This is a genomic window from Streptomyces albospinus (genome assembly GCF_014648695.1).
GTDB classification, from domain to species: Bacteria; Actinomycetota; Actinomycetes; order Streptomycetales; family Streptomycetaceae; genus Streptomyces; species Streptomyces albospinus.
The window spans coordinates 589,898-605,347 of sequence record NZ_BMRP01000001.1 but is presented as its reverse complement, the minus strand read 5'-3'; the positions used below and the strand labels follow the sequence as shown (position 1 = coordinate 605,347).

Here is a 15,450-nt window from a genome sequence, read left to right as displayed (position 1 = left end):
GCGACCGGTCGGCCGGCGGTCAGACCTCCAGCAGCGCGGGTGCGTCCGCCCCGTCCCGCGACTCGGGCGGCGCCGGGGGCGGCTCGATGCTCAGCCGCGGCAGCCGGCGCTCCAGCCAGACCGGCAGCCACCAGTTGGCGCCGCCGAGCAGGTGCATCAGGGCCGGGACCAGCAGCGTACGGAGGACGAAGGCGTCCAGGGCGACGGCGGAAGCCAGGCCGATGCCGAACATCGCGATGATGCGGTCGCCGCTGAGGACGAAGGCGCTGAACACCGCGATCATGATGACCGCCGCGGAGTTGATCACCCGGCTGGTCTCGGCGAGGCCGACCCGTACCGCCCGGCGGTTGTCGCCGGTCAGCTGCCACTCCTCGTACATCCGGCTGACCAGGAAGACCTGGTAGTCCATGGAGAGCCCGAAGAGGACGGAGACCATGATCACCGGCAGGAACGGCTCGATCGGGCCCGCGCTGCCCAGCCCCAGTGCCTCGCTCCCCCACCCCCACTGGAAGATCGCGACGACGATCCCGAAGGACGCGGCGACGGCCGCGAGGTTCATCAGCGCGGCCTTGAGGGGGATGCCGATGCTGCGGAAGGCGAGCAGCAGCAGGAGGGAGCCGAGGCCGATGACGACGCCCATGAAGAGCGGGAGCTTGCCGACGATGACGGCGGCGAAGTCGTCGTAGCCGGCGGTCACCCCGCCGACGTGCACCCGCATCGTGGTGCCGTCCTCGGCGGCCGGCAGGATGCCGCCGCGCAGCCGCTGCACCAGGTCGGAGGTCTGCTGGGACTGCGGTGAGCCGGCCGGCACGACCGTGATCACGCCGGTGGCGTGGCCGCCGTCGAACTCCGGCCCGCTGACGTGGGCGACGCCGGGGGTGTCCCGCAGCTCCTGCGGCAGCCTGCCGAAGGCGAGCCGGTCCTGGGCCCCGTCGAGCGAACCGACCACCGTCAGCGGCCCGTTGAAGCCGGGCCCGAAGCCGTCCGCCAGCAGGTCGTACGCCTTGCGGGTGGTGGACGTCGCCGGGTCGTTGCCCTGGTCGGAGGTGCCGAGGTGGAGGCCGAGGGTGGGCAGCGCGAGGGTGAGCATGACGGCGGCGGCGGTGGCGCCGAGCAGTTTGGGGTGCCGTTCGACGAAGCCGGACCAGCGGGCGGCCATCCCGGTGCGGCGTTCGGGCCGCGGGCCGCGGGCCGCCAGCCGGCGGCGTTCGCGGCGGCCCAGGGCCCGGGTGCCGATCAGGCCGAGCAGCGCGGGCAGCAACGTGACGGAGGCGGCGACGGTCAGCACGACCGTGAGCGAGGCGGCGAGCGCGACGCCGTTGAGGAAGCCCAGCCGCAGCGTGAGCATGCCGAGCAGTGCGATGCAGACGGTGGCCCCGGCGAAGACGACCGCGCGCCCGGACACCGCCACGGCGCGCTCGGCGGCCTCCTGGACGGACAGGCCGGCGCGCAGCCCCCTGCGGTGCCGGGTGACGATGAAGAGGGCGTAGTCGATGCCCACGCCGAGGCCGATCAGCATGCCCAGCATCGGGGCGAAGTCGGCGACCGTCATGGCGTGGCTGAGCAGGGTGATCCCGGCGGAGGCGGTGCCGACGGCGGCCAGCGCGGTGACGATCGGCAGCAGGGTCGCGGCCAGCGACCCGAAGGCGAGGAAGAGGACCACGGCCGCCGCGCACAGCCCGATGACTTCCGGCAGCTGGGCGCGCGGCGCCTGGGTGAGCGAGATCCCGGCGCCGCCCAGCTCCACCTGGAGGCCGTGGCCGGACGCCGCCTTCGCGGCGACGACGACCGCGCGGACCTGGCCGGCGGGCAGGTCGTCGGTGGAGCTCTTGAAGAGGACCGAGGCGTAGGCGGTGCGCCCGTCGCGGCTGATCTGCCCGGCACCCCGCGGCCCGTAGGGGCTCTGGACCTCGGCGACGCCGGGCAGCCGGGAGACCTCGGCGAGCGTGTGCGCCATCTTCTTCTCGACGGCGGCGGAGCGCACCGTGCCGGAAGCGGTGTGCCACACGATCGTGTCGCTGTCCCCGGACTGCCGCGGGAACGCCTTCGCCATCAGCGCGCCGGCCTGCCCGGACTCGGTGCCGGGGACGCCGTAGTCGGTGGAGTACGCGGCTCCGGTCAGCCCGGCGGCGACGGCGACCCCCGCGAAGGCGGCGAGCCAGAGGACGATCACCACGATGCGGCGCCGCAGGCACCACCGAGCGAGAGCGGTCACGGGCTGCTTCCCGGGTTGTGCGCCGATAACTCCCGGGAGCGGGTGGTGCCGAACGCGGAGGGACAGGGACAGGCTGCGCGGAGCAGGCGCGGGGCGGCCCGTCGCGATCCGGCGAAGGAGCGGCGGGCCCGGCTCTCGGTGCAGGGTGCCAGCCCGAAAAGATCCTTTGACCGCTTTGTGGCCTTCCCCACAAAGTCCGGGGAATAGGCAACCCAGGCCACTTATGGGCATGTTATTCCCGGGCAAAACCCCCTTACCGCGCGATTCTCACCCGGTGACCGACTCCTTGCCGTTCTCCACGTGCCCCATCAGCCGCCGGTGGAAGGAGCCGTCCTCGGCGGCCCTGAGCTCCAGGTCGTACCAGCCGTGCGCGGCGCCCGCGGCATGCGCGATGGTGCGGGTGCTGCCGGCCTTGACGGTCAGCGTGCGCGGCGCGGTGTCCGCGTATGCCAGCGGGGTCAGGGTGCAGGTCAGATCGCGGGTGCCGGGGTTCACCAGCGTGAGGTGGATCTCCCGCCGCCCGGCGTCGAGCCGGGAGGTGATCTTGACGCCCGCGGCGGCGCCCCCCGCCGTACCGGCGAACTCCCGCCGGAAGCCGTTCGGCCCGGTCACCGTGAAGCGGTACGCGCCGCCCCTGACCGGTACGTCCCACTCCGCCGGCTTCAGCACGTCCCGGTGCTGCGGCGCGTCGTACTCCTTCGCGTACGGGTACAGCGCCAGGTGCGCCGACGCCCGGCCTCCGTTGCGCACCGCCATCCGGAAGACCGCGGCACCCGGGTCGAAGCCGCCGTCCGCGTCCACCTGGTAGGGCAGCGGCCGGGCCGGGCGGCTGCCGTGCTCCTGCCGGGGCAGCGCCTGGCGGAGCGGCGGCTGCGGCGCCCAGCGCCCGCTGAACGGCGGTATCGCGCCCGGCTGCCGCACCGCCGGCTGCCGGCGGCCCCGGGAGAAGTCGAAGGCGGCGGTCAGATCGCCGCACACGGTCCGCCGCCAGGCGCTGATGTTCGGCTCCCCGACGCCCGTCCAGCGCTCCAGGAACCGGGTGATCGAGGTGTGGTCGAACACCTCCGAACAGGCGTAACCGCCCACCGTCCAGGGCGAGATGACGATCATCGGGACCCGTATCCCGAGCCCGGTCGGCTGCCCGTCCCAGAACTCCCCCGCCGTCCCGGCCGGCGGCACCGGCGGCGGCACATGGTCGAAGAAGCCGTCGTTCTCGTCGTACGTCAGGAAGAGCGCGGTGCGCCGCCAGACGTCCGGGTGCCTGCCCAGCGCGTCCAGGACCTTGTAGACGATGGTGGCGCTCTCGACGGGCGAGGACGCGCCGGGGTGCTCGGAGTCCGCGGCGGACGGGACGATGTACGTCACCTCGGGCAGCCGGCCACTCGCCACGTCGGCGGCGAACGCGGTCGCCGTGCTGTGCGGCTCGCCGCGCCGCAGCGCCCGCTCGAAGAGGCTGCGCTCGGCCCGGCCGAGCGTCCGGACACCTTCCTCCAGGAGTCCTGCCAGCCGGGTGCGCCCGGCGGCGTCGGCGCCCGCCAGCTTCCCGTAGAAGGCGGTCATGGTGTGCACCCCGTCCACCTTGGCCAGCGCCTTCTTCGCGACCGCCTTGAAGGAGGCGTAGAACTCCAGGTTGTTGTCGGTGAAGTTGTCCCACTCCTGGTAGACCCGCCAGGTGTGCCCGGCCTTCTCCAGGCGCTCCGGGTACGTCGTCCAGGTGTAGCCGGGGTGCTTGTCCTCGTCGTACGCGTCGTTGCCCACCGCCCGCTTGCCGCTGCCCGGTTCGAAGCCGGTCCAGCCGCTGACCAGGTGGTTGCGGTTGGGGCTGGTGGAGGAGTGGATCGAGGAGTGGTAGGCGTCGCAGACGGTGAAGGTGTCGGCGAGCTCGTAGTGCAGCGGGACGTCCCGGCGGTCGTAGTGCGCCATCGTGGCGGCGGTCTTGGCGCTGATCCAGTTGTTCATCCAGCCGCCGTTCCAGGCCCGTTGGCCGCCGTCCCAGCTGTGGTCCAGATTGCCCACGTACTGGAGGTCCTTCTTCTGCGCCGCGGCGGCCTCCCGCACCGAGAAGGGCAGTACGCGTCCGGAGCCCGGCCCCGGCTGCTCGAAGACGCTGCCGCCGCCGGGGAGTTCGACCGCATTGCGGTCGGCGTAGCCGCGCACCCCGCGCAGCATCCCGAAGTAGTGGTCGAAGGAACGGTTCTCCTGCATCAGCACCACGACGTGCTCGATGTCGCGGAGCCCGCCCCCGTGGGCCGCCGGCCGGGCCGCGTCGGCCGCCAGCGCCTGCTGGAGCGACGGCGGCAGCAGCGACCCGGCCACCGACGCACCGGCCGCCGCCGCGCCAACTCCCAGTACCCGTCTACGAGATACCTCCGGTGCCACGCCCGACCTCCCTGTCGACAGTCAATGGTCTTCGGCCAGCCCATTGAGACGGTGCGACGGGGACGGTAGTGGACAGCCATGACGGGCGACAGGTGTCGGGGTGACAACTTTGGGAACAGCACTTGCCGCGGGCGGCACCGGAGGCGGCCGTTCCGGTGCGCCCGCCGTCGCTCACCCCTCGATCAACGCCGGTGCCAGCTCCCGCAGTTGCTCGAAGCCCAGCCCCGGCCCGGCGACGACCGGCTGGATCGCCACATGGTCGGCGCCCGCGTCGTGGTGCGCCCGGATCCGCTCCCGGATCGCGTCCACGTCGCCCCAGGCCACGATGGCGTCGACCAGCCGGTCGCTGCCGCCGTCCTGGAAGTCCGCGTCCTCGAAGCCCAGCCGGCGCAGGCTGTTCACGTAGTTCGGCAGCGCGAGGTAGAAGCCGAGGTGGTGTGCGCGCACCTGGGCGCGGGCGGTCGCCGGGTCGGTCTCCAGCAGCACGGCCTGCTCGGGGGCGAGCAACGGGCCCTCGCCCAGGGCCGCGCGGGCGCGGGCGGTGTGCTCGGGCGTGACGAAATACGGGTGCGCGCCGGCCGCCCGCTGTGCCGCCAGCTCCAGCATCCTGGGGCCCAGCGCCGCCAGGACGCGGGCCGGCGGCGGGCTCGCGGGGGCGTCGTACGGGGCCGCGTCCATCGCGTCCAGATAGGCGCGCATCGCGGCGAGCGGCTTGGCGTAGGTGTGCCCGCGCCCCTCGACCTGCGGGGCGTGGCTGGCGCCCAGGCCCAGCAGGAACCGGCCGTCGTACGCCTCGGCGAGGGTGTGCGCCCCGGCGTTCATCGCGGTCGCGTCGCGGACCCAGATGTTGGCGATACCGGTGGCGACGGTCAGCCGCTCGGTGGCGGCCAGCAGCAGCCCGGCGTGGCTGAACGCCTCCTTGGTGGCCTGCGCCTCACCGAACCACAGCGCCCCGTAGCCCAGCCGCTCGATACCGGCCGCGAACCCGCGCGCGTCCGCGGCCGACGCCCGGCCCAGCCCGCCGTGCCAGACGCCGACCCGGCCGAGCCGCGCGGCGATCGCGCGCGGGTCCTGAACGGCTCTGTCCTGCTGCGCCATTGCCCATTCCTCCACTCTCCGGCGGGCGGTGGCCCGGTCCCGTATCCGGTGATCCTTTACCGGTGACAGCACCGCGGGCGGGCTCGGCATTCCGCACCGGAGGGTGACGATCGGGAATTCCTGCCGGGAGGGGGTCCTGTGGGGAGCGGAAGGGGCGTCGGCGCATACGACGGAACGGCCGCCCCTCCGCAGAGGGACGGCCGCTCCGTACCGGCACGATCCGGGAATCAGCCCTCGACGCCGAGCGTCTCCAGGCTGTGCTCGATCATTCCTTCGCGGCAAGCCGCTCAAGAATCAGTTCCCGCACCCGGGCGGCGTCCGCCTGCCCGCGGGTCGCCTTCATGACCGCACCGACCAGGGCGCCGGCCGCGGCGACCTTGCCGCCGCGGATCTTGTCGGCGATGGCGGCGTTGGCGGCGATCGCCTCGTCGACGGCGGTGCCGAGGGCACCCTCGTCGGAGACGACCTTCAGACCGCGCTTCTCGACGACCGTGTCGGGGTCGCCCTCGCCGGCCAGCACGCCCTCGATGGCCTGGCGGGCCAGCTTGTCGTTGAGCGAGCCGTCGGCGACCAGCGCGGTCACCCGGGCGACCTGCTCGGGGGTGATCGGCAGCGCCGACAGCTCCACGCCGTCCTCGTTGGCGCGGCGAGCCAGCTCGCCCATCCACCACTTGCGGGCCGCTGCGGAGTCCGCACCGGCCTCGACGGTGGCCACGATCAGGTCGACCGCGCCGGCGTTGAGGATCGACTGCATGTCGTGCTCGGAGACGCCCCACTCCTCGCGCAGCCGGTTGCGGCGCACCCGCGGCAGCTCGGGCAGTCCGGCCCGCAGTTCCTCGACCCACTCGCGGGAGGGGGCCACCGGCACCAGGTCCGGCTCGGGGAAGTAGCGGTAGTCCTCGGCCTCTTCCTTGACCCGGCCGGAGGTCGTGGAGCCGTCCTCCTCGTGGAAGTGGCGGGTCTCCTGGATGATCGTGCCGCCGGACGACAGCACCGCGGCGTGCCGCTGGATCTCGAAGCGGGCGGCGCGCTCCACGGAGCGCAGCGAGTTGACGTTCTTGGTCTCCGAGCGGGTGCCGAACTTCTCGGTGCCGTGGGGCCGCAGCGAGAGGTTCACGTCGCAGCGCATCTGGCCCATCTCCATACGGGCCTCGGAGACGCCCAGCGCCCTGATCAGCTCACGCAGCTCGGCGACGTACGCCTTGGCGACCTCGGGGGCCCGCTCGCCGGCGCCCTCGATGGGCTTGGTGACGATCTCGATGAGCGGGATACCGGCGCGGTTGTAGTCCAGCAGCGAGTGCCGGGCGCCGTGGATCCGGCCGGTGGCACCGCCGATGTGGGTGGACTTGCCGGTGTCCTCCTCCATGTGCGCCCGCTCGATGTGGACGCGGAAGACCTCGCCGTCCTCCAGCTGCACGTCCAGGTAGCCGTCGAAGGCGATCGGCTCGTCGTACTGGGACGTCTGGAAGTTCTTGGGCATGTCCGGATAGAAGTAGTTCTTCCGGGCGAAGCGGCACCAGTCGGCGATGGTGCAGTTCAGTGCCAGGCCGATCTTGACGGCGGACTCCACACCGGTCGCGTTGACGACCGGCAGCGAGCCGGGCAGGCCCAGGCAGGTGGGGCAGGTCTGCGAGTTGGGCTCGGCGCCCAGGGTGGTGGCGCACCCGCAGAACATCTTGGTGGCGGTGCCGAGTTCGACGTGCACCTCAAGACCCATCACGGGGTCGTAGGTGGCCAGCGCGTCCTCGTACGGCACCAGGTCGGTGACAGTCACGGTGAAACTAACCTCTCAGGTCCGGCGCCGGTCAGTCCGCGAGGACGTCGTCGTCGTTGAGACGGCGCAGTTCGCGGATGAGCAGGGCGACGCCGGTGACGATGGCGGCGGCGGAGACGACGGCGTCGACCAGCTGGAGCGTGTCGTGCTCCCCCCTGGCCTTCTTCGCCTGCTTCACGACGCTCACCGCGCCGAACAGCGTGGTGCCGATGGACAGATACGTGCCGGGCTTGGACTTCTTGAAGCCCTTGGCCTTCGCGAGCTTGCCACTCATAGTGCAGGTGCCTCCTCAAGCAGGTGATGGCCCCACTTCTCGGTGAACGCGGCCTCGACCGCGGCACCGACCTTGTAGAGCCGGTCGTCCTTCATGGCCGGGGCGACGATCTGGAGACCGACCGGCAGGCCGTCCTCGGGAGCCAGACCGCAGGGCAGCGACATGGCGGCGTTGCCCGCCAGGTTGATGGGGAGCGTGCACACGTCGGCGAGGTACATCGCCATCGGGTCGTCGGCCCGCTCGCCGATCGGGAACGCGGTGGTCGGCGTGGTCGGCGAGACGATCACGTCGACCTGCTCGAACGCCTTCTCGAAGTCGCGGGTGATGAGGGTCCGGACCTTCTGGGCGCTGCCGTAGTACGCGTCGTAGTAGCCGGAGCTGAGCGCGTACGTGCCGAGCATGATGCGGCGCTTGACCTCGGGGCCGAAGCCGGCCTCGCGGGTCAGGGCGGTGACCTCCTCGGCGGACTTCGTGCTGTCGTCGCCGACCCGCAGGCCGTAGCGCATGGCGTCGAAGCGGGCGAGGTTGGAGGAGCACTCGGACGGCGCGATCAGGTAGTACGCGGCCAGCGCCAGGTCGAAGGACGGGCAGTCCAGCTCGACGATCTCGGCGCCCAGCTCCTTGAGGAGGGCGACGGACTCGTCGAAGCGCTGGATGACACCGGCCTGGTAGCCCTCGCCGCGGAACTGCTTGACGACGCCGACCCGCATGCCCTCGACGCTGCCGTTGCGGGCCGCCTCGACGACCGGCGGGACCGGCGCGTCGATGGAGGTGGAGTCCAACGGGTCGTGGCCGGCGATGGCCTCGTGGAGCAGCGCCGCGTCCAGCACCGTACGGGCGCACGGGCCGCCCTGGTCCAGGGAGCTGGAGAAGGCCACCATGCCGTAGCGGGAGACCCCGCCGTAGGTGGGCTTGACGCCGACGGTGCCGGTGACGGCGGCGGGCTGGCGGATGGAGCCGCCGGTGTCCGTGCCGATGGCGAGCGGGGCCTGGAAGGACGCCAGCGCGGCGGAGGAGCCGCCGCCGGAGCCGCCGGGGATCTTGGTCAGGTCCCAGGGGTTGCCGGTCGGGCCGTAGGCGCTGTTCTCGGTGGAGGACCCCATGGCGAACTCGTCCATGTTGGTCTTGCCGAGGATGACGACGTCGGCGGCCTTGAGCTTCTTGGTCAGGGTCGCGTCGTACGGCGGGATCCAGCCTTCGAGGATCTTCGAGCCGACCGTGGTGGGCATGCCCTCGGTCGTGAAGATGTCCTTGAGCGCGAGCGGGACGCCGGCCAGCGGGCCCAGCTCCTCGCCGCGGGCCCGCTTCTCGTCGACGGCCCGGGCCTGGGCCAGCGCGCCCTCGCGGTCCACGTGCAGGAAGGCGTGCACCTTCTCGTCGACGGCCTCGATACGGGCCAGGTGGGCCTCGGTCACCTCGACGGCGGTGAGTTCGCCGGAGGCGATCTTCGCCGCGATCTCGGCGGCGGTGAGCTTGATCAGGTCTGCCATGGCTGTTGCTTCTTTGTTCGCGCTCACGGTCACTCCTCCCCCAGGATCTGCGGCACCTTGAAACGCTGCTGCTCCTGGGCCGGGGCGCCGGAGAGCGCCTGCTCGGGGGTCAGCGACGGACGGACCTCGTCCGGCCGCATGACGTTGGTCAGGGGCAGCGGGTGGGAGGTCGGCGGTACGTCTTGATCGGCGACCTCGGAGACGCGGGCGACCGCGCCGATGATGTCGTCGAGCTGTCCGGCGAAGTGGTCGAGCTCTTCGTCCTTCAGCTCCAGACGTGCCAGCCGGGCGAGGTGGGCGACCTCCTCGCGCGTGATGCCAGGCATGCAGCGATCCTCTGGTGTTTTCGGCGGAGTGTTCTGGGCGGGATGCTCCGGAAGGAGAATTCCGGTCGGATTCTCCGGTGGAGTTTTCCGGGCCAATCCTATGGCGTACGGGAACGCTGTCGCGAAACGCTTTCGCCGGGCCGCCCGCGGGAGTGCGGGACGGCCCGGCCCGCGGAGCGCACGGCGGCGGGCGGTGGCGTCAGGAGCCGCCGGCCGCCGGGGGCGCCGGGTCGTCCGGCGGCTGCTGCGGCCCGGGGCCGGCGGGCCCGCTCTCGTCGGGCCGGGGCTCGGCTGCCGGGTCCGGCGGGGCCGGGGGCTGCGGGGGTTCTTCGGAGCGGGGACACGGGACGGCCGGAGGCCGGGTCAGTTCAGGACCTGTCCCGAAGGGCGCTCGGCTGCCTTCTCCGCCGCCAGGGCGGTCGTCTCCGATTCGCGGTGCCAGCCGCGTTCGCCGCGGGCCCTGAGCCAGGCCGTGGTCTCGTCCGGTGGCATCGCGGCGGCCACCAGCCAGCCCTGTACGGCGTCGCAGCCGAGGTCCCGCAATCGCTCCCAGGTCTCGTCGTCCTCGACGCCCTCGGCGACGACCAGCAGGCCCAGGGAGTGGGCGAGGTCGAGGGTGCAGCGGACGATCTCCGCGTCCTCGGTGTCGACGGCCAGCCGGGCCACGAAGGACCGGTCGATCTTGAGCTCGCTGACCGGGAGGCGGCGCAGATGGACCAGCGAGCTGTAGCCGGTGCCGAAGTCGTCCAGCGACATCTTCACGCCGTGGGCGGTGAGCCCGGCGAGGGTGTCGGCGGCCCGCTGCGGGTCCTCCAGCAGGACGTGCTCGGTTATCTCCAGCTGGAGTGCCCCGGGTGGGACGCGGTGCCGGGCCAGCCGGGCGGCGACCGCCCCGGCGAAGCCCGGCGAGTGCACATCGCGCGGCGAGACGTTGACCGCGACCGGCACCTCCAGGCCCATCGCGCGCCAGCGCGCCACCTGGGCGAGCGCGGTCTCCAGGACGTACTCGGTCAACCGGGGCATCAGCCCGGAGGACTCGGCGATGGCGATGAACTCGTCGGGTGGCACCCTGCCGCGGTCCGGATGGACCCAGCGGACCAGCGCCTCCAGGCCGGAGACATGCCCGTCGAAGCCGACCTTGGGCTGGTAGTGCAGCTCGACGTCGCCGGCGTCCAGGGCGCGGCGCAGATCGCCCAACAGGCCCAGCCGGTCCGGGGTGTTGCCGTCCCGCTTGGCCTCGTAGAGCTCGACGCCGCTGCGGTCCCGCTTGGCCTGGTACATCGCCACATCGGCGCGGCGCAGCAGCCCTTCGGCGTCCAGCGCGTGGTCGGGGAAGACGGCGACCCCCGCGCTGGCTTCGAGCACGAGGGTCAGTCCGTCGAGGTCCAGCGGGGAGCCCAGGGCCGCGACGAGGTTGCGGGCCACCCGCTGGGAGCTGGTGAGGGAGTCGGTGGTGGGCAGCAGGACGGCGAACTCGTCGCCGCCGAGCCGGGCGGCCTCGGCGCCGCGCGGGAGGGCGTGCCGGAGCCGGTCGGCGATCTGCAACAGCAGCCGGTCGCCCGCGAGATGCCCGAGGGTGTCGTTGACCGAGCGGAAGCGGTCCAGGTCGATGAGGACCAGCGCCGACCGGACGCCGACGCGCTCGGCCTCGTCCAGGGCGGACCAGGTGCGCTCCAGCAGCCACTGGCGGTTGGGCAGGCCGGTCAGCGGGTCGCGGAGCTGCTCCTCGGCCCGCGCGCGGGCTATCCAGAGGGTGGAGTCCAGCGCGATGAGCGGCACCGCGAACAGCGGTAGCAACAGCGGGGCGTTGACCGCGCAGACGGCGATCAGCGGGGAGATGCCGAGCAGTGCGACACCGACGAGTGCCTGCCGCACCACGGCCGTGCGGGCGATGGTGGGCAGTCCGCCGGTGCGCGGCGCCAGGCTGAACCAGAGCAGCGCCCGGCTGACGAGGAGGTAGCCCGCCGCCGTCACGACGACCTGGGGCAGGACGGAGAGGTCCCAGGCGACGGGCGCCCAGGGGCTGCGGACCGTGGCGTGCACCCCGCAGGCGGCGAGGGCGAGCGCCGCGGCACCGATGCCGAGGACGTCAACCGCCCCGTGGACCAGGGCCTGTCGCCAGCGGTGCCGCCGGGCGGCTCCGACCAGGACCACGACGGAGAGGCTGACCAACGTGGCCGGCATCCAGCCGTACAGGAGGAGTACGGCGAGGGCGAGCGCGGCGCCGGAGCCCGTGCCGCCCCACCAGCGGTCCCGGCCGAGGGCGACCAAATGGCCGACGATGACGCCGGTCAGGATCGCCAGCGACCAGCCGACGGCGCCGCCGGGGAACAGCGCCTCGCCTTCGCCCAGCGTTTGCACCACACCCGCGGCGAGCGTCAGGCCCGCCACCATGACGATGGCCGCGGGCAGCGCGGGCACCACGAGCCGGCGGAGCCGCGACGCCGGAGCGGCGCTGTCGGTCGGTTTCATTCCGATCCCTCTCACAGCCGGCTGTGCCCGCGCCACGGCAGGCGCACACGTCAACAGTAGGCCGCGGAAGGCCATCGCGGGCAGCGATCGGCAGCGGTTGCCCGAATGCGACCCGGCCTCCCAGATCCATCTGGTATGCGCCGATAGGGTGACACCTCACTCCTCCTCAGGCGGAGTGACAGCTACCGCTCGTGCCGCCTCGGGACCCTGCTCCAGCAGCACAGCGAAGCCATCATCGTCCAACACAGGGACCTTCAGCTGCATGGCTTTGTCGTACTTCGAACCCGGGTTGTCGCCCACCACTACGAATCCGGTCTTCTTCGAAACGGATCCGGTCACCTTCGCACCGAGAGCTTGTAGGGCCTCTTTCGCGCCATCTCTGGTGTGTGACTGAAGTGTGCCCGTTACGACGACGGTGACGCCTTCCAGCGGGCGCGGGCCCTCCTCACCCGTTTGCTCCTCCTCCATGCGGACGCCGGCGGCCCGCCAGCGCTCGATGATCTCCTGGTGCCAGTCCTCGGCGAACCACTGCTTGAGCGAGGCGGCGATGGTCCCGCCGACGCCGTCCACGGCGGCGAGTTCCTCCTCGCTCGCGTCCCGGATCCGGTCGATCGAGCGGAACTCCCGGGCGAGCGCCTGCGCCGCCACCGGGCCCACGTGGCGGATCGACAGACCGGTGAGGATCCGGGCCAGCGGGCGCTCCTTGGCGGCCTGGATGTTCTCCAGCATGGCGAGGGCGTTCTTCTTCGGCTCGCCCTTCTGGTTGGCGAAGAAGGTGACGATCTTCTCCTCGCCGGTCTTCGGGTCGTGCTTGGGCAGTCCCGAATCGGGGTCGAGGACATACGACTTGATGGGCAGCAGCTCCTCGATGGACAGGTCGAAGAGTCCGCCCTCGTCCTTCAGCGGCGGCTCGGCGGGCTCCAGCGGCTGGCTGAGGGCGGTGGCCGCGACATAGCCGAAGTTCTCGATGTCCAGGCACTTGCGGCCGGCCAGATAGAACAGCCGCTCACGGATCTGGGCGGGGCAGGCACGGGCGTTGGGGCAGCGCAGGTCGATGTCGCCCTCCTTGGCGGGCTGGAGCGCCGTCCCGCACTCGGGGCACTCGGCCGGCATCACGAACTCCCGCTCGGTGCCGTCCCGCAGGTCGACGACCGGGCCCAGGATCTCCGGGATCACATCGCCGGCCTTGCGGATCACGACGGTGTCCCCGATGAGCACGCCCTTGGCCTTGACCACGTCCTGGTTGTGCAGGGTGGCGAACTCCACCTCGGAGCCGGCGACCGTGACGGGCGCGACGACCGCGTACGGCGTGACCCGGCCCGTGCGGCCGACGCCGACGCGGACGTCCACCAGCTTGGTGTTGACCTCCTCCGGCGGGTACTTCCAGGCGATGGCCCAGCGCGGCGCCCGCGAGGTCGCGCCCAGCCGCCCCTGGAGCCGGATCTCGTCCAGCTTGACGACCACCCCGTCGATCTCGTGCTCCACGGCCGTGCGGCGGGTTTCGGGGTCGCCGTAGTGGTCGATGAACTCCCTTACCGCGGCGAGGGAGTCGACGACGCGGTTGTGCGCGGCGGTGGGCAGGCCCCACGCCTTGAGCAGGTCGTACGCCTCCGAGAGCCGGTCGATCTCCAGGCCGTCGCGGGCGCCGAGGCCGTGCACGACCATGTGGAGCGGGCGGCCGGCGGTGACCTTGGGGTCCTTCTGGCGCAGCGAACCGGCCGCGGCGTTGCGGGGGTTGGCGAACGGCGGCTTCCCGTCGGCGACCAGGCGCTCGTTGAGCTCCAGGAACTTCTCCATCGGGAAGTAGACCTCGCCGCGGATCTCGACCAGGTCCGGGACCCGGTCGCCCTTGAGGCGGTGCGGGATCTCGGTGATCGTGCGGACGTTGGGCGTGATGTCCTCGCCGGTGCGGCCGTCGCCGCGGGTGGCGGCGCGGGTCAGCCTGCCGTGCTCGTAGGTGAGGTTGACCGCGAGGCCGTCGACCTTGAGCTCGCACAGGAAGTGGTAGCCGGCGCCGCGCGGGTCGCCGCCCAGCTCCCCGGCGATCCGCTCGGCCCAGGCCGCCAACTCGTCGTTGTCGAAGGCGTTGTCCAGCGAGAGCATCCGCTCGCGGTGCGCGACCTCGGTGAACTCCGTGGCATACGCGCCGGCGACCTTCTGGGTCGGGGAATCCGGGGTGCGCAGCTCCGGGTGCTCGTCCTCCAGCGCCTCCAGGGAGCGCAGCAGCCTGTCGAACTCCGCGTCACTGATGACCGGGGCATCCTTCACGTAATACCGGAAGCGGTGCTCCTCGATCTGCTCAGCGAGCTGCGCGTGCTTCTCCCGCGCCGCTGCGGGCACCTCGGATACCGCTGCGTGCTGTTCGCCAGCCACCGTCATGTCCTCCCGTGTCCTTGAGACCGGTCACTCTGGGTTGTCCGCGAGCGACCTCGCCGCCCGGACGCAGTGGGCGAGCACCGAACGGGCATAAGTGGGCGAAGCGCCCGCCAGCCCGCACGCGGGGGTGACCACCACGGACTCCGCGAGAGTCCCCGGTGCAAGCCCCAGCCTGCGCCACAGCGTCCTGACACCCATGACGCTACCGGCAGGGTCTGACAATCGGCCGTCCACGCCCGGCACCACGCCCGCGAACAGGGCCGTACCGCCCTCGACCACCTCCCCGATCGCCTCCTCCTCACGCTCGGTGAGCAGCGAGAAATCGAACGAGACGCCCGCCGCGCCGGCCCGCCGCAGCAGCCCGAACGGCACCTGCGGCGCACAGGAGTGGACGACGACCGGACCGCCGTCCGCGGCCCCGACGAGATCGCGCAGCGCGCTCTCGACGTCCGCCCGGTCCACGGCCCGGTGGGTCCGGTAGCCGCTGGCGGTCCGCACCCGGCCCCGGAGCACCGCGGTCAGCGACGGCTCGTCGAGCTGGAGCACGACCTCGGCGCCCGGCACCCGCCGCCGGACGTCCGCGAGATGCCCGCGCAGCCCCTCCGCGAGGGACGCCACGAGGTCCCGGCAGGCGCCGGGGTCGCCGAGGGCGGCCTCACCGTTGCGCAGCTCCAGAGAGGCGGCCAGCGTCCACGGGCCGACCGCGGAGACCTTCAGCGGCCCCTCGTACCCCTGGGTGAACTCCTCCAGGGCGTCCAGGTCTTCGCCGAGCCAGGAGCGGGCCCGGCGGGTGTCGCGGCCCGGCCGGTCGCTGATCCGCCAACCGCTGGGCTCCACATGGGCGTAGAGCTCGACCAGCATCCCCAGGGTCCGGCCGATCATGTCGGCGCCCGGCCCCCGTGCGGGGAGCTCCGGCAGGTACGGGAAGCCCTCCAGGGACCCGGTGACGGTCCTCGCCGCTTCCCGCGCGTCACCGCCCGGCATCGACCCGATCCCGGTCGCCGCGCCGGCGGCCCACTTGTGCGTGCTGTTCTCGCTCACCCAGG

At 72.4% G+C, this 15,450-nt stretch carries 10 protein-coding genes; all 10 read right to left on the bottom strand.

The genetic code is table 11. The annotated features are described in order from the left end of the window. Nucleotides 1-19: 19 nt before the first annotated feature. The 10 genes from IEZ17_RS02620 to IEZ17_RS02575 all read right to left on the bottom strand — a co-directional run bounded on the left by IEZ17_RS02620 (nt 20) and on the right by IEZ17_RS02575 (nt 15,445). Nucleotides 20-2,215, bottom strand: coding sequence for an MMPL family transporter (locus IEZ17_RS02620; RefSeq protein WP_189295865.1), 2,196 nt, complete (start codon nt 2,213-2,215; stop codon nt 20-22). Between the two features lie 267 nt (nt 2,216-2,482). Further along, nucleotides 2,483-4,594: a phosphocholine-specific phospholipase C gene (locus tag IEZ17_RS02615; RefSeq protein ID WP_189295863.1), complete on the bottom strand. Its 2,112-nt coding sequence runs from the start codon at nt 4,592-4,594 to the stop codon at nt 2,483-2,485. 171 nt (nt 4,595-4,765) lie between these two features. Continuing rightward, entirely contained in the window at nt 4,766-5,692 is a 927-nt protein-coding gene (locus IEZ17_RS02610) for an LLM class F420-dependent oxidoreductase (RefSeq protein ID WP_189295861.1), read from the bottom strand. Nucleotides 5,693-5,957: 265 nt separating this feature from the next. Next, the gene (gene gatB / locus IEZ17_RS02605; protein WP_189295859.1) at nt 5,958-7,466 is read right to left on the bottom strand and encodes an Asp-tRNA(Asn)/Glu-tRNA(Gln) amidotransferase subunit GatB; all 1,509 of its coding nucleotides are present in this window, start codon (nt 7,464-7,466) and stop codon (nt 5,958-5,960) included. Between the two features lie 31 nt (nt 7,467-7,497). Beyond that, entirely contained in the window at nt 7,498-7,740 is a 243-nt protein-coding gene (locus IEZ17_RS02600) for a membrane protein (protein WP_043266235.1), read from the bottom strand. Next, entirely contained in the window at nt 7,737-9,230 is a 1,494-nt protein-coding gene (gene gatA, locus IEZ17_RS02595) for an Asp-tRNA(Asn)/Glu-tRNA(Gln) amidotransferase subunit GatA (protein ID WP_189296229.1), read from the bottom strand. Before gatA ends, IEZ17_RS02600 begins: the two co-directional genes overlap by 4 nt. 29 nt (nt 9,231-9,259) lie before the next feature. Next, a complete protein-coding gene (gene gatC / locus IEZ17_RS02590; RefSeq protein WP_043266233.1) occupies nt 9,260-9,556 on the bottom strand; it encodes an Asp-tRNA(Asn)/Glu-tRNA(Gln) amidotransferase subunit GatC in 297 nt (98 codons plus the stop codon). Between the two features lie 363 nt (nt 9,557-9,919). Then, nucleotides 9,920-12,028: a putative bifunctional diguanylate cyclase/phosphodiesterase gene (locus IEZ17_RS02585; RefSeq protein ID WP_189295856.1), complete on the bottom strand. Its 2,109-nt coding sequence runs from the start codon at nt 12,026-12,028 to the stop codon at nt 9,920-9,922. Between the two features lie 156 nt (nt 12,029-12,184). Continuing rightward, complete coding sequence (gene ligA / locus IEZ17_RS02580) at nt 12,185-14,401, bottom strand: NAD-dependent DNA ligase LigA (protein WP_189296227.1); 2,217 nt, start codon at nt 14,399-14,401, stop codon at nt 12,185-12,187. Nucleotides 14,402-14,431: 30 nt separating this feature from the next. Further along, complete coding sequence (locus IEZ17_RS02575) at nt 14,432-15,445, bottom strand: methionine synthase (protein ID WP_189295854.1); 1,014 nt, start codon at nt 15,443-15,445, stop codon at nt 14,432-14,434. Nucleotides 15,446-15,450: the final 5 nt, after the last annotated feature.

Coding starts and splice junctions, on each gene's coding strand:
- IEZ17_RS02610 (WP_189295861.1), bottom strand. CDS start 5,692: ATGGCGCAGCAGGACAGAGCCGTTCAGGACCCGCGCGCGATCGCCGCG.
- IEZ17_RS02600 (WP_043266235.1), bottom strand. CDS start 7,740: ATGAGTGGCAAGCTCGCGAAGGCCAAGGGCTTCAAGAAGTCCAAGCCC.
- gatA (WP_189296229.1), bottom strand. CDS start 9,230: ATGGCAGACCTGATCAAGCTCACCGCCGCCGAGATCGCGGCGAAGATC.
- gatC (WP_043266233.1), bottom strand. CDS start 9,556: ATGCCTGGCATCACGCGCGAGGAGGTCGCCCACCTCGCCCGGCTGGCA.
- IEZ17_RS02585 (WP_189295856.1), bottom strand. CDS start 12,028: ATGAAACCGACCGACAGCGCCGCTCCGGCGTCGCGGCTCCGCCGGCTC.